General features: G+C 42.1%; 17 protein-coding genes and 1 other annotated feature. Of the genes, 14 read left to right on the forward strand and 3 right to left on the reverse strand.

The features are described 5' to 3' along the window. The first annotated feature begins 50 nt into the window (after window positions 1-50). The 3 genes from C8268_RS21810 to katG all read left to right on the forward strand — a co-directional run bounded on the left by C8268_RS21810 (window position 51) and on the right by katG (window position 5847). On the forward strand, window positions 51-1394 hold the full coding sequence (locus C8268_RS21810) for a TRM11 family methyltransferase (protein ID WP_158702802.1): 1344 nt from the start codon (window positions 51-53) through the stop codon (window positions 1392-1394). A 1130-nt stretch (window positions 1395-2524) separates the two neighbouring features. Further along, window positions 2525-3376 carry a hypothetical protein gene (locus C8268_RS21820; RefSeq protein WP_106769632.1) on the forward strand — a complete coding sequence of 284 codons (852 nt, stop codon included), beginning with the start codon at window positions 2525-2527 and terminating at the stop codon, window positions 3374-3376. Between the two features lie 296 nt (window positions 3377-3672). Further along, a complete protein-coding gene (katG, locus tag C8268_RS21825) occupies window positions 3673-5847 on the forward strand; it encodes a catalase/peroxidase HPI (protein ID WP_420094293.1) in 2175 nt (724 codons plus the stop codon). Between the two features lie 209 nt (window positions 5848-6056). Here katG and adhP read toward each other — a convergent pair whose 3' ends face one another. After that, window positions 6057-7073: an alcohol dehydrogenase AdhP gene (gene adhP, locus C8268_RS21830; RefSeq protein WP_106769634.1), complete on the reverse strand. Its 1017-nt coding sequence runs from the start codon at window positions 7071-7073 to the stop codon at window positions 6057-6059. Window positions 7074-7256: 183 nt separating this feature from the next. On the opposite strand from adhP, the gene C8268_RS21835 reads away from it, so the two are divergent. From C8268_RS21835 to C8268_RS21845, 3 genes are all read left to right on the forward strand, one after another. Continuing rightward, complete coding sequence (locus C8268_RS21835) at window positions 7257-9086, forward strand: hypothetical protein (protein WP_106769635.1); 1830 nt, start codon at window positions 7257-7259, stop codon at window positions 9084-9086. Between the two features lie 181 nt (window positions 9087-9267). Continuing rightward, complete coding sequence (locus C8268_RS21840) at window positions 9268-9972, forward strand: DNA alkylation repair protein (protein WP_106769636.1); 705 nt, start codon at window positions 9268-9270, stop codon at window positions 9970-9972. A gap of 52 nt (window positions 9973-10024) precedes the next feature. After that, window positions 10025-10264 (forward strand) — a binding site (T-box leader). 47 nt (window positions 10265-10311) lie between these two features. Continuing rightward, a complete protein-coding gene (locus C8268_RS21845) occupies window positions 10312-11121 on the forward strand; it encodes a GNAT family N-acetyltransferase (RefSeq protein ID WP_106769637.1) in 810 nt (269 codons plus the stop codon). A 38-nt stretch (window positions 11122-11159) separates the two neighbouring features. On the opposite strand, the gene C8268_RS21850 is transcribed toward C8268_RS21845, so the two are convergent. Beyond that, entirely contained in the window at window positions 11160-11444 is a 285-nt protein-coding gene (locus tag C8268_RS21850) for a hypothetical protein (RefSeq protein WP_106769638.1), read from the reverse strand. A 689-nt stretch (window positions 11445-12133) separates the two neighbouring features. On the opposite strand from C8268_RS21850, the gene C8268_RS21855 reads away from it, so the two are divergent. From C8268_RS21855 to C8268_RS21865, 3 genes are all read left to right on the forward strand, one after another. After that, the gene (locus C8268_RS21855) at window positions 12134-13633 is read left to right on the forward strand and encodes a malate:quinone oxidoreductase (protein WP_106769639.1); all 1500 of its coding nucleotides are present in this window, start codon (window positions 12134-12136) and stop codon (window positions 13631-13633) included. A gap of 113 nt (window positions 13634-13746) precedes the next feature. Then, on the forward strand, window positions 13747-14448 hold the full coding sequence (locus tag C8268_RS21860) for a class I SAM-dependent methyltransferase (RefSeq protein WP_337441797.1): 702 nt from the start codon (window positions 13747-13749) through the stop codon (window positions 14446-14448). A 284-nt stretch (window positions 14449-14732) separates the two neighbouring features. Continuing rightward, the gene (locus C8268_RS21865) at window positions 14733-15524 is read left to right on the forward strand and encodes a TerC family protein (RefSeq protein WP_106769641.1); all 792 of its coding nucleotides are present in this window, start codon (window positions 14733-14735) and stop codon (window positions 15522-15524) included. Window positions 15525-15640: 116 nt separating this feature from the next. On the opposite strand, the gene glpT is transcribed toward C8268_RS21865, so the two are convergent. Continuing rightward, window positions 15641-16999, reverse strand: a complete 1359-nt coding sequence (gene glpT / locus C8268_RS21870) for a glycerol-3-phosphate transporter (protein ID WP_106769642.1) — start codon at window positions 16997-16999, stop codon at window positions 15641-15643. Window positions 17000-17329: 330 nt separating this feature from the next. Here glpT and C8268_RS21875 point away from each other — a divergent pair, with 330 nt between their 5' ends. From C8268_RS21875 to C8268_RS21895, 5 genes are all read left to right on the forward strand, one after another. After that, on the forward strand, window positions 17330-19156 hold the full coding sequence (locus tag C8268_RS21875; protein ID WP_106769643.1) for a flavocytochrome c: 1827 nt from the start codon (window positions 17330-17332) through the stop codon (window positions 19154-19156). Window positions 19157-19324: 168 nt separating this feature from the next. Then, window positions 19325-20971 (forward strand): histidine kinase, encoded by a 1647-nt coding sequence (locus tag C8268_RS21880; protein ID WP_106769644.1) that lies wholly within the window; start codon window positions 19325-19327, stop codon window positions 20969-20971. Further along, the gene (locus tag C8268_RS21885) at window positions 20961-21764 is read left to right on the forward strand and encodes a response regulator transcription factor (RefSeq protein ID WP_106769645.1); all 804 of its coding nucleotides are present in this window, start codon (window positions 20961-20963) and stop codon (window positions 21762-21764) included. The genes C8268_RS21880 and C8268_RS21885 overlap by 11 nt, the downstream gene beginning before the upstream one ends. 166 nt (window positions 21765-21930) lie before the next feature. Next, window positions 21931-22935, forward strand: coding sequence for a LacI family DNA-binding transcriptional regulator (locus C8268_RS21890; RefSeq protein ID WP_106769646.1), 1005 nt, complete (start codon window positions 21931-21933; stop codon window positions 22933-22935). A gap of 127 nt (window positions 22936-23062) precedes the next feature. Further along, window positions 23063-24724, forward strand: coding sequence for a glycoside hydrolase family 13 protein (locus C8268_RS21895; protein ID WP_106769647.1), 1662 nt, complete (start codon window positions 23063-23065; stop codon window positions 24722-24724). Window positions 24725-25021 lie beyond the last annotated feature (297 nt).

A 25021-nucleotide genomic window follows, 5' to 3' on the forward strand; every position in this document is an offset into this window, starting at 1 on the left:
TAATCCAATATGTCATGTTTTTGAATTTCTCCGAGAAAGGGTACATAAAAGTGCAATTAAATGCGTTCTATGAAGAAATAGAAAATAACATAAATGTAATTCACGATAGTAAGGTTTCAAATCTAGTTCATCCTTCTTCATCACAACTCGCACCAATACATAATTGGTATCATTTCAAAGAAGGTTTTGCTCCCGGCTTATTGAACTATGTGATAGATACTTCCGAGATAGCTACTGATTCGATAAATATTTTTGATCCATTTTGCGGATCAGGTACTACCTTATTATCTGCATTAATTGATTATGATGGTGACATAACAATTTCTTCAGGATTAGGGGTTGAAGTAAATCCGTTCATTCATTTTGTAGCAGAAACAAAGGTTAATTTTTATAGAATCGATATGGGTAAAATAAGCCGATTCATTAAGTATGTATCTGGAAAAAACATCGAAATGAATGATCGAACTAAAGAATTTCCTGAATTGAGCACAATAAGAAGAGCTTACTCTGTAAATACTTATCTTCAGTTGGAATACTTGAAATCTATTATTAGAGATTTTTTTCATGAATCACAATATGAATATAAGTTTTGTCTACTCGCTTATGCTTCTATTCTTGAAAAGGCAAGTTGTATGAGAAAGTCGGGTAGAGCTCTTAAAATTGTAAAGGAACTTCAAGATTATGATGTTAAGGCATTATATGTTGAAAAGTTGGTTCAGATGATAAACGATGTAGTAACATGCCAAAGAAACTTGAATCAGTTTGAAATTAGAGTTGAGAATAAAGATATAAGGGAGTTCAATGCTAAGAATATTCAAAAACCTAACATGGTTATTTTCTCTCCTCCTTACTTAAATCACTTTGATTACACAGAAGTATATAAAGTTGAATTATGGATGCTTGACTTTGTTACTAATTATTCTGAGTTTAGAGATTTACGCTACAGGACGCTTAGGTCACATCCTAGTGTTAAATTTGAGAAGACCAATCTATATTCTAATTTTAGAACATCTGTTATAAAAGAGATTGTTGATTCTCTTGATGGTGCGAGTAAACAAGAAGTGTTCTATAAAACAATAAGAGATTATATTGACGATATATACAAGACTCTTATAAGACTCAGCTCAGTAACAGATGCTAATAGTACAGTTGCTTGCATAGTGGCAAACTCCCTGTTTGGCTCAAAGGATAAAGAGAACTTGATGCCGGTTGCTACTGATTTACTAATTGCAGAAATTGCAAGAGATTTAAACTTTGAAGTCGAAAAGATTGTAGTAGCTAGGCAATTAACTAGAAGAGGTATCAAATTTCCGTATGGGCGAGAAAGTATAATATACCTACGAAAGAAAAGAGATACCTATGACAATATGTCTATATTTAAAAACAAAAAATAGTCGATCAGGCTTGTTTAAGAAGCAAATAAACTAATAAACATCAGATGGGGCCCAGCTTTTCCCATAATAACACAAATCGCCATAGGTAGGCATATCTCAGGAAAAATACTCAAGACATTTCTTAAGTAATTAAAACAGGTGACCGGTAAAAGGCACCTGTTTTAGTTTATTAATTGACTGCAAGTTAGTTTACCATATCAATAGATACGGTGAGCCGTATCATAAGTAGGGGTGAAGCGATTTTTGTTAGAGAGAGCTTCAGTATATTGAGGCTCAAATACTAGTACGCCCAGTATGGGCGTTATCTCTAGGGTGAAAGTCCCAGCCCATGCTTTTGCCCTCGGCTTCCTTTAGATTCCATCTTACGATGGACATCCTTGCCCTTGGCTAAGGGTAGGCGTCGCCAGCCCGACTTCGGGCACTGGGAATGCCCGATTGGGCCACTCTCGGGATGGCAAATTCCCGTCGAGGCGCATAGGGAAATCACAAATAATGCCCTTCCCACTTCCTACTGGAAGCGAAAGGGATGAAAAGTTTACTTTTTCGTTCGTCATTTAGATAAGCGACTAAAACTGCAGGAATGAGGGGGTCTTGAACCAGGCTGCTAATGTCTTTTCTGTGTTTGAATGGTATTCATGTGCTATCCTCTGGAAACAGAGGATATAAGAAAATCCTCCAAAAATTTTTGTTAGCACTCTATAAAGGAGAGTGCTGATGAGATACAGAGAGATTTCATGTGTGTTAACCAAGATATTTGGACAAATTTGGACGAAAAAAGGCTAAAATCGCGCAATAGCGATTTTAGCCTTTTTGATTTTGGTTATGGTAAAACATACAATTAAAATGGGACAGAAGTATTCCTATGTCCGTTCGGTAGGTTTCTCAATGTGGGGACATTGAGATTACATACTTAATATAACTATCCGTTTCCATTCACGATGAGTTTATACTAACAGATTTCAGTCATACTAGGCAAGAACAAAATAGTATCATTATGAAATGTTCATTTAATGTTCGCCTTTCGTTCGGAAGCAAGAGACGGTTTTTTGTAAGAACGGCAAAAAGTAAGGGGACACATAGAGAGGATTTCTTCCTGTCCCATAAAAAAACAGGAAGGATGATTGTGATATATGTCTATTTATGAAGCAATTTACAGATCGGATGAAAGCGAAGAAATGGTAACGGTTTTTAATATTGAACAACACAAAAATTACACTGATATTAAAAATAATTTGTACTGTACCTACGATGGATGTACTGCTAGGCTATCCTACGTACCCAAAGGAAAAGTAAGGGCTTACTTCAAAACCTGGCCCAAAGAAGATCATATTCAGGACTGTGTGGACTATTTTGAGAGGGTAGCGACAGCAAACAAACAAAAATCAGTTGCCACTTCCACTATGGAACTAAGCGGGAAACATGTTAAAAATGTGCTTGATAATTTAAAGAGAAAGAGAAGAGAAAAGGAATCAAACAATGGCAAACTGAAATCCAGTAACAAGAAAAAGCCTAGACCCACAGTAGGTCTAAATTCCGGTAAGAATACTGTTCTTAACATTGTTCCTACAACAGGTCCGGATGCTGATTTGGCAAGCGGAGAGAATAATGTTAGAGAACCTTCTGTTAGAAATAGGTCTTTAATCAATCTGACTGATGATGATTTGGGTTGGGTAAGAAGTATTGAAGGCTATATTCAAAATGTTGAAATAGGTGACAAAAGGGTTGTCCTTATGTTACGAGATGGTAATCATACCTTTAGAGTATATTTCGAGGAGTTCTTCTTTGATAATGCTCCAGTTAACTTCAGAGGTTATTTTGAGGGTTTGAAAATTTTAGTGCATAGACATAAAGAGTACTTGTTTACAGGCGTTGGTTTAATTGAGCGGCGAAATGAGCAATATGGTATGTTAATTCATCGTGGTAATGATTTTTATATTGATTATCAATATATCGCTGTCTTTCTCCATAATGCGTCAGCTTAAAACGAGATGACTTGGAAGGATACGTCCTTAACTGGACTGTTCTAAAACTTGACGTTTGGCTAACACGGTAAACCATACCAATAAATAACGAAAAGCACAGAACCTTTTCATGTTTAAAAAAGGTTCTGTGCTTTTTTCAGCATCATAAAATAATCAGAATCGTTAAGAAGTACATATATTAAATAGTACAGAATTACCCTAGAAGAAAAATATAAAAGTTGCTTTCTCTCCCATCTTGATTATAATTATTATTAACTGATATTAATTTTATATATGGGGGAGTGTAAGGAATGGAAATGGTTAGTGCGAATGCAGGAAAGTGTCCGGTCATGCACGGCAGTGCGACGAGTCACGGGTCTAGTGGTACGACAAATAAAGATTGGTGGCCGAACCAGTTGAACTTGAACATTCTTCACCAGCACGATCGGAAGTCGAATCCAATGGGTGAAGAGTTTAATTATGCAGAAGAATTCGGAAAATTGGATTACTACGCGCTTAAGCAAGATATTCAAGATCTAATGACAAGCAGTCAAGATTGGTGGCCAGCCGACTATGGGCATTATGGTCCATTATTTATACGTATGGCTTGGCACTCCGCAGGCACTTACCGTACAAGCGATGGCCGCGGTGGGGCAGGAACGGGTACGCAGCGTTTTGCTCCCCTTAACAGCTGGCCTGACAATGGTAACCTTGATAAAGCACGTCGATTGCTGTGGCCGATTAAGCAAAAGTATGGAAATAAGATCTCTTGGGCCGATTTGTTCATTCTGACGGGTAATGTCGCTATTGAATCCATGGGTGGCAAGACTTTCGGATTCGGTGGCGGACGCGAAGATGTATGGCACCCGGAAGAAGATATTTACTGGGGGAGTGAAACGGAGTGGCTGGGAGATAAGCGATACACAGGCGATCGTGAGCTTGAGAATCCACTTGCTGCGGTTCAGATGGGTCTGATCTATGTGAATCCAGAAGGCCCGAATGGCAAGCCAGACCCGCTGGCAAGTGCTCGCGATATCCGAGATACCTTCAAACGGATGGGGATGAATGACGAGGAGACGGTGGCACTCATTGCCGGTGGACATACATTCGGTAAAGCCCATGGGGCAGGCGATGCTGCACATGTTGGTGCAGAGCCGGAAGCTGCTCCTGTTGAAGCACAAGGCTTAGGTTGGCTAAGCACGTACGGCTCAGGAAAAGGCCGTGACACCATTACCAGCGGTATTGAAGGTGCTTGGACTGCTAATCCGACACAGTGGGACAATGGTTACTTTGAATTATTGTTTGGATATGAGTGGGAGCTTACGAAGAGCCCAGCAGGCGCATTTCAGTGGGCTCCTGTAAACCCTGCTGAAGAGCATCTTGCACCGGATGCAGAAGATTCGTCCATTCGTGTTCCGACGATGATGACCACGGCGGATATGGCATTGCGTATGGACCCAGAGTATGAGAAGATTTCTCGCCGCTTCTATGAGAATCCAGAAGAGCTTGTGGATGCATTTGCTCGGGCATGGTTCAAGCTTACACACCGGGACATGGGTCCTCGTGCAAGGTATTTAGGTCCAGAAGTTCCAGAAGAAGTTATGATCTGGCAAGATCCTGTTCCAGCTGTAGATTATGAATTAACAGACGCAGATATCGAAAAGCTCAAATCAATGATCCTTGAATCTGGACTAACGGTCAGCGAGCTGGTAAAAACGGCATGGGCTTCGGCTAGTACTTTCCGCGGCTCTGATATGCGCGGCGGCGCGAATGGTTCAAGAATCCGTCTTGCTCCACAGAAAGACTGGGAAGTAAATGAGCCGGAACAGCTTACTAAAGTGCTTGCTATACTGGAAGCTATTCAAGATGACTTTAGCAAGGAAGTAAGCTTGGCTGATTTGATCGTACTTGGTGGTAGTGCTGCCGTTGAAAAAGCAGCAAAAGATGCAGGTTTTAATGTGACCGTTCCATTTGCTGCCGGACGCGGTGATGCAACACAAGAGCAAACCGATGTAGAAAACTTTGCGGTGCTAGAGCCGATCGCTGATGGCTTCCGCAACTATCAGAAAAAGCAGTATAGCGTAAGCCCAGCGGAGCTCCTAGTTGACAAGGCGCAGCTGTTAAACCTTACCGCACCGGAAATGACGGTACTCGTTGGCGGCCTGCGTGTGCTAGGTGCAAATTTCGGCGATACCAAGCACGGCGTATTCACCGATCGCGTAGGTACACTCACGAACGACTTCTTTGTTCATTTGCTTGATATGGGAGTTCAGTGGAAACCAATTGACGGAGGCATATACGAAGGACGTGACCGCCAAACTGGCGAAGTCGTGCGTACAGCGACGATCGTTGACCTTGTATTTGGCTCAAACTCTGTTCTGCGTGGCATTGCAGAAGTGTATGCTCAAGACGATAACAAAGAAAAGTTTGTGCGCGACTTCATCGATGCTTGGGTAAAGGTAATGAATGCAGATCGTTTTGATTTGAATTAAGGTAGCTGAGATCTAGGTTTTCGAACTTTATAATTTTTTTCTGAAATATGTAAAAGGCTGTTTATAGGTCATGAGAAATTGACTTTTATAAACAGCCTTTTTGATTTAGCTCTATGGATGATACGATGAGCTGTACCACAAGTAACGGCAAGTTTTTGATTGGAGCGGGAGAAACAAGAGCCATCTTGAATTTAGGATACAATTCTTGATCAATCCGTCATATCAAGCACGATTCGGCCATTGATCTTGCCTTCTAACATAAGATCGTAGATCTCGTTTATATCTTCTAATTTACGTGTCTCGATGATGGTTTTTATTTTCCCTTCCGCAGCGAATTGCAATGTTTCTTGCAAATCTTTGCGAGTGCCGACAATCGAGCCGACGACCTTTGTCCCGTTCAATACCGTATCAAAGATCGGAACATCCATCGATTCAGGAGGTAGCCCAACCATGACACAGGTGCCGCCGCGACGAATGGCACGATAGGCTTGGTCGAATGCTTTTTTCGCAACTGCTGTACAAATGACGCCGTGAACACCGCCGATTTCATTTTGAATCCATGCTGCTGCATCTTCTTTTGATGCATTTACGGTTTTGTCTGCGCCAAGTTGTTTGGCAAGTTCCATCTTTTCATCCGACATGTCGATCGCCACTACGTTCATTCCCATCGCTTTTGCATATTGGATGCCAAGATGACCCAATCCTCCGATACCGAAAATGGCTACCCATTCCCCCGGTTTAACACACGATACTTTTAAAGCTTTATAGGTTGTAACGCCAGCGCAAAATAAAGGTGCAGCTTCGATGAAGTTTAGATTATCAGGCACTTTCACGACATAATCGGCATTGGCCACACAATATTCTGCATACCCGCCATCGACGGAATATCCGGAATTCTGTTGATCCAGACAAAGGGTCTCTCTTCCTGTCAGACAATAATCGCAATGACCGCAGGCTGAATACAACCACGGAATCCCTACTCGGTCTCCTACCTTTAAGTGAGTAACGCCTTCACCCACTTCTTCAATAATTCCAACGCCTTCATGTCCCGGAATAAGGGGGAGTTTCGGTTTAACAGGCCAATCGCCATGAGCGGCGTGCAGATCCGTATGACACACCCCGCAAGCCTGAATGTGGACAAGGATTTCTTTGTGTCCGGGTTTTGGTTTAGGTACATCTTGCACTTCTAATTTTTCTTTAAATTTTTTGACTACAGCAGCTTTCATCGGCATACTCCTTTTTAGTTTTATTACCTTTCAGAAAGCAGTATATTCTTTAAGCCTACTTCAAATTCTTATGGCAAGAAGAAAATGTAAGAACTGGTTATAAAGCAGAGGGCTTTCTATAGTCAAAATTCAATGTATCATCTATACTCTTTACGATAAAGTTACACATGAAGGAGGACATTGATGAGTTTTAAAGATGAATTTAAACGTGATATGCGTAACGTGATGAAAGATGTAGAAAAAGAGGTTCACAAAACGTGGAAGATTGATTATAAAGGGCATTGTATTGAAATTATAAACCAGTTAAAAGAAGAGATTCTTATCATTGATGGGGTTACGGTTGATAAAAATAAACGAAAATCTTTACTCTCACACATGATTCCTTATTCAAAATTATCAGGAACTCTGGAGATGGAAGATGGCGTAAAGCGCACGGTTTCCGTCAAACTTGGTGGTTATATAAGCTTTAAATGTATTGTCAAAATCGACAATGATACGGTGTTGGATGATTCGCTGAAACTGGACTTTCTTCCGTGGAACCATAAAGAAAAGATCGTTCCCTTTATTCAACAACAAATTCAAACACACAACAAAATAGTAGATGATGGCTTACCAGATGACGAGTATTTATACGATGAAAATCATCCGCGTTTGGCTGCGGGTTTATCTGATCATTTTGCAGACGATACACCTACTCCATTATATGTAAAAAAACTGCTAAAGCTATTTGAAAAACAAATCAATCATCCTACAACCAAAACACGAAAAGCAACATACGAAGAAATTATTTCTGACAATATCGCCAGCTACGGTGAAGCATTCATTGAACGATTGCAACAAGCTCAATTGGATGAATCTCTCGTACAGCATGAAGCATTATGGCTTCTTGAACATGCAGCACATCGAGAGGTTGTGAAATTTTCCATCACGGTACTTGGTTGTACGAATTGTGAAAAATACAAAGAGCTATTATTCACGATAGGTAAGCATGAAGAATTTACACCATATGTCATATATGCATTGAAAAATGGAACAAAGCAAGCAAATAACCAAATTTGGCAGCTCGCTCAGTCTGTGCATGGTTGGGGCAAAATGGCTGCCGTTGAACAGCTCGAAGCAACTACACCAGAAATAAAGCATTGGTTGCTGACAAAGGGCTGTGAAAATATCATCATGAGTGATTATTTAGCCTATACGTGTGCACTCAAAGGAGAACTTGCCGTAGCGTTATACCAAGAGACGATTTCAAAAGAGCTATACGATGGTGCAGGTCTAATTATTAAATCGTTACTTCATAAAATTGAAGATGAAGACCATAATATCGAAGACTATTTATTTGAAAACGCGATTCTTTTTCGCTTTGTTAACCATGCTCGTATCCACTGCCAAACACTTGAAGATTTTTATACCATTATGAAAATCAGTGAATTTTTAAATGATGAAGAAATTTGGGAAGAAAGATCGGATGATCCATGGAAGCAGCAAGAACGCATTTCTATTCAGCAAGCAATTCAACCGTTTATAAATGAACCCAAATGGTCACAGCTTGCCACGGATGCACTACAACAGGATATCGATTTAAAGGCACTTGAAATCGCTCGATTTTACGAATTAGATATCATTCCGAATTTGTTTGAGCTGCTAGAGAAATATCCGACAAACAGTGAAATATATTTTGCCATTATGGATACAAATCATCGCCAGCATATCATAGACCTCTGCGTATTTGCAGAAAAACATTTATCGTTATCAAGCCCCTCAGATGAGGAAGAAGATTGTCTGCAATATATTATTCAAGATTTACATGAGCATGAAGGCGTGGGATTACCTTTGCTTCAAGCTGCTCTCGAATCGGATACAGGGGTATTGCAATACCAGGCACTAAGCGTACTTGAAGAATGGAGTCCTTCTATATGGAAGCAACCTAAAATACTTACCGCTCTCAACAATATCTCAACTACGACAAAAGATAAAGAAGACCGTAACTTAGCAAACCAATTATTATCAAAATAAGTTGAGAGAAAAGTCCTTCATTAAGCTTTCCTGCAGTCGCCAATATTCAGGAGATTTCTGCAGGTGCTTATTTCATATGGAGTTATGGATAATTTATGGTCGCTGTAGTTATCATGATAAATAGAAAAGTATGGCGAGGCTTAATCAACTAATGACAAAACATTAAAAGGATGTGCCAATAATGAATCTAGAAATGGTCATGCAAGAGCTTGAAGCTCTCGGCAAAGAACGTACCAAGAAGAAATACCTGTCCAATGGCGCACACGAACCGCTTTTTGGCGTGGCTACGGGCCATATGAAGCCTCTCTTTAGGAAAATAAAACGCAATCAAGCATTGGCCGAGGAACTTTATGCTACGGGGAATTATGATGCGATGTACTTTGCCGGAGTCATTGCAGATCCGAAAGCCATGTCTGAGGCGGATTTTGAACGATGGATAGATCAAGCTTATTTTTATATGCTATCGGATTATGTGGTAGCCGTAACTTTAGCAGAAACGGATATAGCGCAAGAAGTTGCTGACAAATGGATTGCAAGCGATGTGGAGCTGAAAATGTCGGCAGGCTGGAGCTGTTACTGCTGGCTGCTCGGCAATCGTCCGGACAGTGAATTTTCCGAAGAGAAAATCGCTAATATGTTGGAACTTGTAAAAAATACGATTCATGATGCCCCTGAACGCGCGAAACACGCGATGAACAATTTCATTTACACGGTGGCAGTATCTTATTCGCCGCTCCATGATCTGGCGGTTAAGATCGCGAAGGAAGTAGGCCCGGTAGAAGTTAATCGCGATAAAAAAAGCAAGTTCTTGAACGCTTCTGATAATATTCAAAAGGCGGTTGACAAAGGGCAACTTGGCTTCAAGCGAAAATATGTAAGATGTTAATTAATTCTATTGACAGAATATTCCTGATAAAATATAGTGTATCTAATTACATTCAAATGCAAAGAAGAGGACAAGTAGATCCGAAAAATGCCGTTTCAGAGAACTGCCGTTTGGTGCGAGGCAGCGGATATTCGATTCGAAAAGTCGCCTCAGAGCAGGCCCCCGAAATCATAGTAGACGGGCCCGGGATTCTACCGTTATAAGGAAGCATCGTTGTTGGACGATGGCAGAGAGGGTGTATTTATTCATGCACCAATCAGGGTGGTAACGCGGAGTTCACTTCGTCCCTAAATGGGACGGAGTTTTTTGTGTTTGAAATCAATCAAAGGAGGAACCTGGATGTTGGAAAAGTTTGATGTACATGATCGCGTGCTTCGTCAAAATAGGTTTGTTGCTGATGAGGTTCAATATAATCTCATTCATCGTATTTGTGAATCAGAGAATTCAATATGTCTAAAAACATCTGATGAAACTATGATCTTTGCCCAGTCAGAAGGTCGCAATGCCTGGCTATGGATTTATAAGGAGCTTGCAGATGATAAAACCAATAATCTTATGCAAGAGCTTTTAGAATACCTTAAGGGAACTACTATACCAGGTGTATCCGGAGATCCAACGACCGCAGAACGCTTTGCACAGGTGTATTCCGAGGCTTATGACCTTCAATATTCCCCTTATATGATCATGGAATCCTATGCTTGTCCAGAGGTAAAGAAGCCACTTCATATAAAGGGAACCTTGCATCAAGCTGCAAGACAGCATGTGGGGACCGTAGCGGAGTTTCTGGCTGGCTTCTCAGAAGGAGCTTTCGGGATTACGGTTGACCCGGCCAGTCAAATTTCAGCTGCAGAACAATTCATTGAGACAGGTAATTTATATCTCTGGATTGTGGATAGCCATCCTGTATCAATGGCTAATATTGCACATCGTTCTCCGAGACATGGCAGGATCAATGCAGTATATACTCCGTCCGTCTTTCGCAAGAAAGGTTATGCCAGTGCGGTAGTGGCAGAGCTATGTTCCATCCTTGAATCCGAGGGACTAGAGCCGATGCTGTATGCCGATTTAAAGAATCCCGCTTCGAATAAGGTTTACCAAAACGTAGGCTTTGTAGAAAGAGGAAAAGTCCTCGATATCAAATTTAGGTAGGAGAGAAATGGTCCCCCAAATCATTAGAAATTGTATTTTTAAGGATTCAAAAAAAAGTCGCGATAATTATATCTTCCAATCGGTACAAAGGTTCTCTGATCCTCATTGAACTCCAAAACAATTACTTCTCCACTCAGTCCAGAATTAGTTTCTGTTTCAACTATAGCTATTCTGTTCTCAGCTAGTTGTATAACCGTCTCGGTGACGAATGATGGATTAGGATCAGGATCATTATTATTAAATGAGGGGACTGGCTTAAAAGCGATTATTATAAGACAAATTAAGATTCCAATCAAAATTGTTGATTTTCTTTTTTCCTGCATGGCTTCTCCTCCAACTAAGACTTTTTCAAGTATCTAAAATATAAACACATTTTATTAAACAAAGTTTGGCTTCTTATCGGGACATATTTAAAGGTTATACTTCTTCTTGAACTTATCGTTTTAGTCGTGCAGTGAACCATATCATAAATAACAGTGGTGTTTTTCGTCTTTAGCAGCGGTGTTCAAAATTAATACAAACAATTGGTTATTTTTGTGATATGATATATGAATAAGCCTCAATGATAAAAATACTGTGTATTTTATCAGCAATGGAGGTGGCTCAAATCTTTTTTGAGTCCAACAGTTTCTTTTACAATAGCACCTCCTGAGAATTTATGGTTCAACGCTCAGGTTGATTTTTGCTGTTAAGATTATATTTCTCAGTCGTTGGCCAAGTAAAATTAATTGGGGATGATCGACAATCGAAAACGAATGGTATTAGGTTGTTGTTGATTCTGCAGGTATGTAACCGTAACCAGAAGTAAAGTATTTTTCATTTTCAAAATGAATCAGTACAGCGTAGGCTAAGGAACTCGAAGGACGGCTTCACGAATAATGTAGACCAAAGTCACAACCCTTTTACAAGCTGGGTTAAGGCCTTGGTTTTTGTGCATTATAATAGTGAGTGCCTAAAAGCAGGCAGAGGTCTGCATCTTTTCATCAAATATTAGCGTGTAAGGACGGTAAAAATGAGCGACAGACAAACCGAAACAGACGTTATCTTGATTGGTGCCGGAATTATGAGTGCGACTTTGGGGACATTGCTGAAAGAATTAGTACCGGACTGGAAAATTACTGTGTTTGAAAAGCTGCCAAGTGCAGGAGAGGAAAGCTCTAACGAATGGAATAACGCAGGAACGGGGCATGCTGCACTGTGTGAGCTTAACTACACGGCCGAAAAGCCGGACGGGTCCATAGATATTAGCAAAGCGATAAAAGTAAATGAACAGTTTCAAGTTTCCATGCAGTTTTGGTCTTATCTTGTGAACCACAATCTGATTCGTAATCCGCAAGATTTTATAATGCCGTTGCCTCATATGAGTTTAGTGCAAGGGGAAGAAAATGTAGCGTATTTGAGAAAGCGCTTTGAAGCGATGTCAAACAATCCTCTGTTTCAAGGGATGGAGTTTTCCAATGACCCCAAGAAGCTGATGGAATGGATTCCGCTTATTATGAAAGATCGTATATCCAATGAGCCTATAGCAGCAACCAAAATTGACTCTGGTACAGACGTCAACTTTGGCGCCTTAACGCGCATGTTGTTCGGTCATTTAAAGAATAAAGACGTTGATATCCATTACAACCATTCAGTCCATGATATTAAACGTACTAGCGGCGGTTCGTGGGAATTAAAAGTGCGGAATGGTCGGGGTGAGGTAGAGCGCCATACGGCAAAATTTGTTTTTATCGGCGGTGGTGGAGGAAGTCTTCCTTTGCTTCAGAAATCCGGTATTCCGGAAGGCAGAAATATTGGAGGATTCCCGATAAGCGGCCTATTTATGGTGTGTAATAATCCGGAAGTTGTAGCGCAGCATCATGCCAAAGTATATGGAAAAGCCAAGGTCGGTGCACCTCCTATGTCTGTACCGCATCTTGACACAAGATTTATCGACAATAAGAAATCGCTACTCTTCGGACCGTTTGCCGGGTTCTCACCGAAGTTTTTGAAAACCGGTTCCATGTTTGATTTGTTAGGTTCTGTAAAACCGAATAATGTTTTAACGATGCTGGCGGCAGGAGCCAAAAACCTTTCATTGACCAAATATTTAATCCAGCAAGTGATGCTGTCAAAGGAAAAGCGTATGGAAGAGCTGCGTGAATTTATTCCGAACGCTAAAAGCGAGGACTGGGATTTAATCGTTGCTGGTCAACGCGTACAAGTGATTAAAGATACGGTTGCCGGCGGCAAGGGAACGCTTCAATTCGGTACGGAAGTTGTTAGTGCGGCAGATGGATCGATCGCTGCCTTGCTCGGTGCTTCACCGGGTGCTTCCACCGCCGTTTCCGTCATGCTTGAGCTAATAGAACAATGCTTCCCGCAACATATGAAAGCGTGGGAACCGAAAATAAAAGAAATGATTCCTTCGTATGGCGTGTCCTTGTTGAAAAATCCAGTGCTTATTCACGAGATTCACACTTCAACATCACGCACGCTTGGGTTAAGCCATGAACTTCAATCTGTCATGTAGACAGTAACATAACATGTGTGAGACGGTTTTCGTCCTGAAATGATAAAGGATGATGACCGTCTAACTTTTTTACGCAAGCTTTCTTAAGTGATTCAAAAACAGCAGGGGGTACAATGATGACGGAAGACCTTACAATCAATGTTAAAATGGCTGAAGCTTACGAGAAAAACACGCGAATCTCGGTTCCCACCTATGATTCTTTATTTGTGATGGTGCAATCTTATTTTCGAATGCAATTGGGCAGCAAATCAGCATCCTTGCTTGTGATCGGTGCGGGTGGAGGCAGTGAACTTGCCGCTTGGGGTCCGTCTAATCCAGGCTGGACATTTACAGGCGTTGATCCTTCGGAAGAGATGCTTAAGATCGCTAGGCATAAAAGCGCTATGCTCGGCTTGGAAGACCGTGTCAGCTTCGTTCAGGGAACGATTGATGACCTTCCCGAGTCAGATTCGAAGTTCGATGCGGCAAGCTGCATTTTGGTACTTCATTTTATTGATGATGTTCAAGAGAAGTTGAAACTGCTTCGATCTATAAAAGATAAACTAAAATCGGGGGCTCCATTCGTTCTCGTAAGCGCATATGGGAATTTGGACGATTCCGAATTTCAAGCAAGATTAGATGTATGGAAAAGCTTCTGGATTGCTGGCGGCCGTGAACCTTCTGAAGTTGATGACATGATAAACAACAATTTCAAGAAGCTTTCATTACTTCCTGAGCAGGAAATTGAAGGGTTGTTGGCTGACTCCGGCTTTACGAGAATAACCCGATTTTATTCTACAGGAATAATGGCAGGATGGATTTGCCATGCAAAGTGACGGGTCTGAAGTATACTTAATTTGCTGAACAAGCAAAGACTAAAAAACTATTGACATATAAATCAAACAAGAGTAGACTTTGAAAAGATCGATTGGTTCAATAAATTATATATATTGCTCCAAAGGGGAGTAGCTATTTCAAATAAAGTCGTCATTACGAGAATTTATTCTCCGGCTATATTGCAATGTTACATTGTTAGCGAGACCTTTGCCTATGAAAGTAGGTGAGGTCTCTTTATTTTTGTAAAATTGTTAAAAATAAACATAAATATGGAGGGGTTTCAATGGATTTGGGATTGTTAATGGAATATGGGGGCGTGTTTGTTGTACTCGTCCTTCTGGAAGGATTGCTTGCCGCAGATAATGCACTAGTACTTGCTATTATGGTTAAGCATTTGCCCGAGGAAACTCGAAAACGTGCCCTGTTTTATGGTTTAGCTGGTGCTTTTGTATTCAGGCTGGGCTCGTTGTTTATCATTTCGTATTTGGTAGATATTTGGCAGGTTCAAGCGATTGGCGCTCTCTACCTCTTGTTTATTGCAATCAATCACATTGTTAGAAAAGTGTTTGTCAAGAAGAGCGAAGAGCACGCTGGCGTAGTCAAAGAGAAGAAAGGCTCCGGCTTCTGGATGACTGTCTTGAAGGTCGAGGTGGCCGATATCGCTTTTGCGATTGATTCGATTCTGGCTGCAGTTGCCTTGGCGGTATCGTTGCCGCATACAGGTCTTGGTACGATAGGTAGCATGGATGCTGGTCAATTTATCGTCATCTTCCTTGGTGGATTTGTAGGATTGATCATTATGAGATTCGCTGCATCGGCTTTTGTCAAACTGCTTGAAAAGAGACCAAGCCTCGAAATCGCAGCCTTTGTCATTGTTGGTTGGGTAGGTGTTAAGCTAGCGGTACATACGCTTGCTCACCCGGCTCTCGGCATCTTGCCTGAATCATTTGCTGAATCCACTGCCTGGAAGGTTACCTTCTATGTGGGGCTGCTGCTCATTGCAGCGATCGGATGGTTTGCATCAGGTGAAAAGAAGGATGCGAACAAAGAATCGAAAGAACAGATTGCCTCTTAAGTAACGAGGACATCTCAAAAAAGGAAACAAAAAGGACCTCAAATCCCACTGTAGTGGGAGCGGGGTCCTTTTTTTAACGGTCAAATTTAACTCTAGGTGAGGTTTAATTAGATATGTTATTTCACAACCTCTTGACCACGCACATTCCAGGTGGTAGCAAAGACGAGAGCTGCGATTACACAAGAAGCGGTTAACAAAGTAAACCCTGCGTTCCAGCCAGCCTTATCTACAATGACTCCCATTAAAGCATTGGCTGTTACCGTACCGCCGAGGTAGCCAAACAAGCCAGTGAGTCCAGCTGCTGTACCCGCAGCCTTTTTAGGAACAAAATCCAGAGCTTGCAGACCAATTAACATGACAGGCCCGTAAATCAAGAAACCGATCGCGATCAGGCAGAGCATATCGATGGTTGGGTTTCCAGCTGGGTTGAACCAGTACACAAGCACGGCGACCATGACTCCTAACATAAATACAAAGCCAGCTGGTCCACGGCGTCCCTTGAACAGTTTGTCAGAGATCCAGCCGCATAAGAGCGTTCCAGGGATACCAGCCCATTCATATAGAAAATAGGCAAAACTGGATTTGTTCATATCGAATCCTTTTTCTTCACTTAAATAGGTTGGGGCCCAGTCCAATACACCGTAACGGACGAAATAAACGAAGATGTTTGCAAAAGCGATCGCCCATACCCATTTATTATTTAAGACATATTTAAAAAGAATCTCTTTCGTGGATAACTCGGTTTCAAACGTTTTCTTCTCTTTACTTGGATAATCATTTCGATATTCTTCAATCGGCGGCAAGCCCACAGATTGAGGGGTATCTCGTATTAAGAAGTAAGCGATAATGGCAACTACAATCGCAATGAGAGCAGGCAAAATAAACACGCCTTCATAGCCAGAAGAGGTGCTTCCGGCAATACCTGCGAACATGGCAGCACCAATAACAGCTAGTGGCGCCATTAAGCCTCCACCAACGTTATGGGCGACGTTCCATATGGCGGTTTTATTTCCTCTTTCATTAACACTGTACCAGTGTACGAGGACACGACCGGATGGAGGCCATCCCATGCCTTGGAACCAGCCATTCAAGAAAAGCATAATAAACATAATGGCAACGGATGAGGTGAAGAAAGGAACAAATCCCATTAATAAACTAATGATTGCAGATAAAATTAAGCCAGCGGGCAAGAACATCCTCGGATTGCTTCGGTCTGACACTGTTGCCATGACAAACTTACTAATCCCATAGGAGATGGAGATCGCTGACAACGCAAAACCAAGTTCGGTTTTGGAAAAGCCTTCTTCGATTAAGTACGGCATCGCAATCGAGAAGTTTTTCCGAATTAAGTAGTACGCTGCATACCCAATGAAAATTCCCAGAAAAACTTGCAGTCTAAACTTTTTGTACTCAGCATCGATTTTTTCGTCAGGCAATCTCTCGATAGGCTGAGCAGGTTTAAACAGTTTAAACATCTATTTACCTCCTTAATCATAATGAGCAACAAAAACAACTACGAAAAAACCCATACTTTAAGAACACTTTCCGTATTGAAAGCGCCAAAAGGTATGAGTCTCCAAAATCTCCATCATCATTCAAATTTTAAGTTGTTTTATGATATCTTACAATTAAGTGAAAGCGTTGTCAAATGATCTCGCTAATAATTCACGCTAAAATCATCTTACTGCCATCAAACATGCGGGATTAAGACAAAAAATATAGCGTTCGTGCAAATACAATAGGCATGGCTTCCTCTATAATGAGTTTGTGCAAAAATTCACAAAGATGAAGGGGACGAAACACATATGCGTAAACCATTGAAGGAAGCTCTCCTAAGCATGCTTGCACTTATGATGAGCTTTACGTTTATGACAGCCTGTTCTCCATCCGATGAAAGCTTGACGAAGGAACAGACAGGCACGAAAGCCGCAGCAGGGAAATATAAAGATGGTGTATATGAGGGAAAAGCGGCTGGTAAGGGGGGAGATATCGTCGTCAAAGTTACTGTATCTGGCGGAGATATTTCCAAAGTTGAAGTTGTTGAACATCAAGAGTCCGACATGATCAGTGATGAAGCGATCAATCGTATTGTCAGCTTAGTGGAGTCCGAAAAAAGCACTAACGTCGATGTGGTTAGCGGCGCCACAATGACGAGTGAAGCCGTTATTGAAGCGATCAAGTCGGCTTTGGTGCAAGCTGGAGGTTCGGAAGCGACATTTGCAGCCGATCCTAAAGTGAAGAGTGTAAACAAAGAAGCTGAAACCGAGCAAACCTATGAGGTTGTAGTTATCGGTGGAGGCGGTGCCGGATTGAGCGCTGCTGTAGAAGCAAGCCAAGCTGGTGCTAAAGTTGTTGTGCTTGAAAAGATGTCTAGTGTCGGCGGAAATACGTTAGTTTCAGGCGGGGGCTTGAACGTTCCAGGCAGTGATCAGCAGAAAAAATTTGAGGTATCGGACAGCGTAGATCAATTTGTAGAAGATACGATGAACGGCGGGGATAACATCAACGACAAGGAACTTGTTCAGGTGTTGGCAGAGAATGCTCTCCCAACGGCTAAATGGCTAATCAATGAGATTAATGTTGAGTTTATGCCAGATCGTCTGCAACAATTCGGTGGTCACTCCGTTCCACGCGCTTTGATTGCGAAAGACAACCAGGGTACCGATTTAATTGAGAAATTGAAGGCGAAAGCGGATGAACTGGGCGTTGTGTTCAAGATGGAAACGAAAGCTGAAGAGCTAATAGTGGACGACAACGGCAGAGTGACTGGTGTGAAAGCAAGTAATGCCGCTGAGCAGGAGCTCACATTCCATGCGACCAAAGGTGTAATTATTGCTTCCGGAGGCTTCGGATCGAATGTTGAGATGCGCAAAAAGTATAACCCGGAATTTGATGAAAAATATATGACAACGGATGTCCCTGGAACAACAGGCGATGGTATCGTAATGGCTGAAAAAATAGGTGCAGATCTCGTGCATATGGAACATATTCAGACGTACCCAACTTGTAATCCAATGACGGGAATTATATCTTATGTAGCCAACTCCCGTTTTGACGGAGCCGTACTATTGAATCAGGAAGGTAAACGTTTTGTTGAGGAAATGGAGCGGCGCGATGTGATTTCCCGCGCGATTCTTGATCAAACAGGTTCATATGCATATCTCGTTTGGGGCCAGGAAGTTGAAGAAGTAGGTCATATGACAGATGTGCATCAGCAAGAATATGAAAGCTTCGTAAATGACAAGCTGCTGCATAAAGCAGATAGCATTGAGGAACTGGCTGATTTTTTCGAAATTGATGTGCAAACGATGAAAAAATCGATCGATACGTATAACAAGCAAGTTGAAAAGGGCAAGGACACAGATTTCAACCGCAGAGGAACACTTCGTCCGATTGCTAAAGCACCATTCTATATCCAGAAGGTGGTTCCATCCATTCACCATACGATGGGCGGCTTGAAGATCAATCCTCAATCGCAGGTGCTAACCGGAGATGGGGAAGTTATTCCAGGGCTGTTTGCAGCTGGAGAAGTTACAGGCGGTATTCATGGCACAAACCGACTTGGCGGTAATGCGGTGACCGATGTAACTGTGTTTGGCCGAATTGCAGGTCAAAATGTAGTTAAAGAATAGCTCATACGCAAGAACTGTATGTCTGTATTTTCAGATGTACAGTTCTTTCGTGCGTGATCAAGAATTTAACCCATCGCACTCGAAAATCACCTTTAGAAAGCAGTCGTCCTGTAAGAGTGGGAGAAACCCTTTCTTCTCGTTAAACTGCAAGCCCCCCGGGAGGTCCATATGAGTAAGTGGCTTAACACGATTCAGAAGCGATTAACCATCACGATCGGTACCTGTTTTATCACGCTGATTATGTCTATCGCAGCCTATTTGATGTATGAGAATATTTCCAAGACCATCCCGTTTCAAGAGAACTTGACCAGACAGCTTGTACAATCGCAGGCAGATCAGATCACATCATGGGTGCAGCAGCGATTCGGTGAGATGGATGCTCTTGCACATCAAATTTACTATGAAAAGATGTCGGAACAGCAGTCGCTTGACATGCTCTCCAACTATTTAAAACATAAAGAGGGCATATATGAATCGTTTGGCATCGTCGATGTGGAAGGTCAGGTAACATTAACATCAGGTCACAACTTTTCGATTACACATCGTCCTTATTACAATAAGATCGAAGAAACCGGGGGAACGGTTCTGATGAGCCAGTTCCTGCATTCAAACTCGAATCAGGAGCATATTGTGACGATATTGTACCGACTGCCAGCCTCCATTCAAACCGATGGAAAACAGCTAGAGTATTTGTCTGCAGCAGTTTCAATCTCAAAATTGCGGGAGCTGGCTAACGAGCTGCGTGTATATGGAGAAACGGGTCAGCTTTTGGACAAAAACGGGGTTAACGAAGTTGAAGAGGAAGTCTTAAAGAAGGAATGGAAAGGATCTTCGCAAGAGGTTGTGTTCACTGTCCCGATTCAGGAGACTCCGGGGTGGAAGCTTCATTTTACAGTCGAGAAACAGAGATTGTACGGCGGCATGTACAAAATGCTTCAGGGCATCATATGGATCGGTATCGTAATTGGCATCATTCTTGTTCTATTACTGATAAGTTTGTCCACTTCTATTGTCAAACCGCTTAGAATATTGAAGTCGGATATGAAGCGCACAGGTGAAGGAGAGAGGAACGTCCAGTCTACAGTGGTGATGCGTGAAGATGAGATCGGTCAGTTGGGGCGTGGCTTTCAAGATATGCTCACAAAGCTCTATCATATGGAACATGAGAAGCGCAAGCTGGAGCTGCAGATGCTGCAGGAACAGATCAAACCGCATTTTGTATATAACACGCTCGACACGATTCAGTGGACGGCGGCCGAATATGGGGCTGATGAAGTTGTTGACCTGGTGCAAGCGCTGGCTACTTATTTTCGTATAGGCCTGGGAAAAGGAGATGAATTCGTCTCTTTGCAGCATGAGCTGGAACATGTTGAAAGTTACTTGCTCATTCAGCGAGTTCGTTATAAACGTATAGCGGCTGTAACGGTTGAGTATGATGAGCAGCTGCTTGATCTTATGCTGCCAAGGTTTACACTCCAACCTTTGGTGGAAAATTCGATTTACCATGGAATCAAACCGACGAAGCAAACAGCTGATATCCGTATATCCGCATATTACAAAGACGGGATCGCAGTGATTGAAGTGGCTAATAATGGAGTGCTGCTGAAGCAAGATCGTATGAATAGCATAAACCATGCTTTAGCAAGTGCGTCTGGACGAACGAATGAAACGGGCTTTGGCTTGTATAGTGTGAATCGCCGGATTGAAGTCGCTTTTGGATCGGAATATGGTCTGCGTGTAGAAGAACGGGACGGATGGTTTTGCAATCAGGTTACTATTCCGCTTAAGAAGGGAGAGGCAGAAGATGCAAAATGAACGGAAGTGGCGTGTTTTGCTAGTGGATGATGAGGATATCATACGCCGGGGCCTTCGCGGCTTTATAGAGTCCTCTCACCTTCCTTTTACGGTGGTTGCGGAGGCGGAGACAGCGGAAGAAGCCATTCGATTGAATGGTTCGGCAGAGCCTGATGTGATTATCATTGATATTAATATGCCAGGAATGAACGGTTTGGACTTGATTCGTATACTGCGCGCATCGAAGACGGAGGCGCTACTCGTCATCGTGAGTGGATATGATCGATTTGAATATGTCAGACAGGCGTTGCAACTGCACGTCGTCGATTACTTGCTGAAGCCAGTGCCGAAAAGCGATCTGGTGCGTGTACTTCGTCAGTTAAACGAAGAGCTGATTACAAGCGGACGGGCCGAACGTAAACCAGTTTCCATAAACAATGAGGAAAAAAGAGCACAGTCTCAACAAGAGGACGATATATCACTATTTATCGGGCAGGTGAAGGCGTATGTGGAGTCCTATTATTCCGATACGGAACTGAATTTGTCCAAGGTGGCACAGTTGTTTCACCTCAACAAGACGTATCTATCCACAAGAATGAAGCAGGAGCTTGGGTTGTCATTTAATGAATACTTGACGGTTATTCGTGTGGAGAAGGCCAAGGAATTGCTGCGAAGCCCTTATAGTCAAAGCAAGATCGCGGATATAGCCAACAAGGTCGGCTATGGAAGTCAGTATTACTTTAGCCGCGTATTCAAACAGCATACAGGTTTCTCGCCGCTTGAATATCGACAGCAGCTTGTAAACGGACCATAAACGGATCATAAGCGGATCAATAGCCATTTACGTTTGCAAAATGATTGACAGCAGCAGAATAGAACAATAATATAGTTTACGTAAACGTTTAACTCCTATGAATCATAGTTTTACAATGTTAGCTTTTTGGCCTCTAAGTAAACGTTTACTTTTAAGGGGTGATTTTATGGCGGCTACGATTAAGGATATTGCCAGAGTTGCGGGAGTTTCTATTGCGACGGTTTCCAGGGTCATTAATCAGGTTGGCGGATACAATGAGGAGACCGAGAAAAAAGTTCTGGCTGTTGCGAAAGCGTTGGAATATAGAAAAAATGAAAATGCGAGAAGTTTGGTGCAGAAGACAACCAAAACCATCGGTGTCATTATGCCGGAGGTCACTACAGCGTTTTATGGTGACATTATAAAAGGGATCGAGGATGTGTCTTTCGAGCACGGATACAGTGTAATACTTACTCATGCCGGTATGAGCGGCTCCCGAATTCATGAAAGTATAAATCTGATGGGCGAACGTAGAGCAGACGGACTCATTATTGTTTCTGTTGAACTTCACGAGGCAGAGATTGAGTCTTTATCATCTCTGGGTATTCCTTTTATTTTGCTATCTACCAAAACGAATCGAGAAGATGCGCCATATATGAAAGTCGATGATTTTAGCGCGGCGTATACGGCTGTTCATTATCTAATAGAGAACAACCATCGCATGATAGGTATGGCAGGAGCCCATCCTGATGATCCGATAGCAGGTGCTCCGAGAATTAATGGCTATGTTAAAGCGCTTCAGGACCATGGCATTCAGGTAGATTTGAACCTGATTAAGGCAGGGGATTTCAGCTTTGAGTCAGGAAAAAGAGCGATGCAGGAGTTCATTGACCATCATGCAGGTATAACCGCCGTGTTTTGCGCAAGTGATGAGGCTGCATTAGGTATCATTTCGACTTGTTTTGAAAATGACATCGGGGTACCGGGTGATATTTCAGTCGTTGGCTACGATAACTCCAAGGTCTCACACATGTCGATCCCGCCGCTTACAACGGTATCACAGCCTTTGTATGAAATGGGAAGAGAGGGCTGCCTGAACTTGATCGGCTCTATTCAAAACAAACTCAAGATTGCGTCCAAAATCATTCCGCATGAGTTAGTCGTACGCAAATCAGTAAAAAAATTACCTTAAAAAGGTTGGAGCTAAAAATTTGAATACGTATTTCGTTTGAGGCCATTTTTTTAAGCGCAACGTAAACGTTTACGTTGCTCCTGTTTACCCTTTAATAATGACAACGGAAAGTGAAGTGAAGCTCATCATGGAAGCGATAAAAGAAAAGAGAGAGACCGTAACGAGACAAAAGGATGCAAAATGGTGGCAGACGGCTGTCGTTTATCAAATTTACCCGCGAAGCTTTCAGGACAGTGATGGAGACGGCATCGGTGATTTGAGAGGAATCATCAACCGGATTGACTATTTGAAGTTGCTAGGAATTACGGCGATTTGGTTATCACCGGTTTATAAATCTCCTAATGATGATAATGGTTATGATATTAGCGATTACCAGGATATTATGGATGAATTCGGCACGATGGACGATATGGACGAATTGATTGCCAAAGCGAACGAAGCTGGCATTAAAATCATTATGGACCTGGTCGTTAATCATACTTCTGACGAGCATAAATGGTTTATCGAAGCGAAGAAAGGCCGGGATAATGAATATCGCGATTACTATATTTGGCGTGATCCAGTGAATGGAGACGTTCCTAATGATCTGGGTTCGACATTTAGCGGTTCTGCTTGGGAATTTGATGAAGCAAGCGGACAGTATTTTTTGCACTTATTCAGTAAACGCCAGCCTGACTTGAACTGGGAGAACGAGAAGGTTCGCCAGGAAATCTATGATATGATGAATTATTGGCTCGATAAAGGTATCGGCGGCTTCCGTATGGATGTGATCGATTTGATCGGCAAAATTCCGGACGAAAAAATTACGGGCAACGGACCGAAGCTGCATGAATATTTGCAGGAGATGAACCGAAAAACATTTGGTTCCCATGATGTCCTTACCGTAGGTGAAACTTGGGGCGCAACACCGGAAATTGCTAAGCTGTATTCCGATCCAAAACGAAATGAGTTGTCCATGGTGTTTCAATTCGAGCATGTCGGTCTAGACCAGCAAGAAGGCAAGGATAAATGGGATCTGAAGCCTATGGAAGTGATGGAGCTCAAAAAGGTTATGGCAAAGTGGCAAACGTCACTGGGCGATGAAGGTTGGAACAGCTTGTTCTGGAACAACCATGATTTGCCGCGAATCGTTTCAAGATGGGGAAATGACAAAGAATATCATGAACAAAGTGCAAAAATGTTCGCTATTCTTCTGCATATGATGAAAGGGACACCTTACATCTATCAAGGTGAAGAGATTGGAATGACCAACTATCCGGTTTCGAGTATTGATGAAGTGGAAGATATTGAATCCGTGAACATGTATCACGACCGTCTTGAGAAAGGTTATGCTGTTCAAGATATTATGAAATCGATCAACGCCAAAGGCAGAGACAATGCTCGTACACCAATGCAGTGGGATGAGCGTGAAAATGCAGGATTTACGACAGGCACGCCTTGGCTGCACGTAAACCCGAACTACACCACGATTAATGTTAAGCAAAATATAGATAACCCGGATTCCATTTTCTATACGTATCAACGTTTAATCCAACTGCGTAAAGACAATCCGATTGTTGTATGGGGCGAGTTTGAACTGATTGAAAATACTCCTGACGATGTATTTGCTTACTACCGTCTATATGAAGGAGAAAAATGGCTTGTTGCTGCGAACATTTCGGAACAGAAGCATGATTTCTCTGTAGATGAGGAAGTCTCCGAAATTTTGATGAGCAACTACAATCGTACAGAAATCGATGTCAGACAAATGACATTAAAACCGTATGAAGCCATCACGGTAAAGGTATAACTGTTAAAACTCACACATTTGTGTGAGTTTTTTCTATATATCAGCTTTCAAGCCGCGATGCGGCTGGAGGAAGGAGCCGATTATAAGCATGGTTGAATGGCGTTAACGGTATCCCCGCCCGACCCATGGATTTAAAGCGCTAAACGAGCCGTATTTTCGCTGTTGGGGAGTTTAGATGCAATAATACATTTAATTCAGCGATATTTTCTCTTTTAGGCAGTTTACCTGCAAAAATACATTTGATTCAGCCCGAAACAACCTTTTTGGCGAAAAGATTGAATTTTAAGTGCACTTTTG

The organism is Paenibacillus faecalis (assembly GCF_900289175.1).
Taxonomy (GTDB): Bacteria; Bacillota; Bacilli; order Paenibacillales; family Paenibacillaceae; genus Paenibacillus_AQ; species Paenibacillus_AQ faecalis.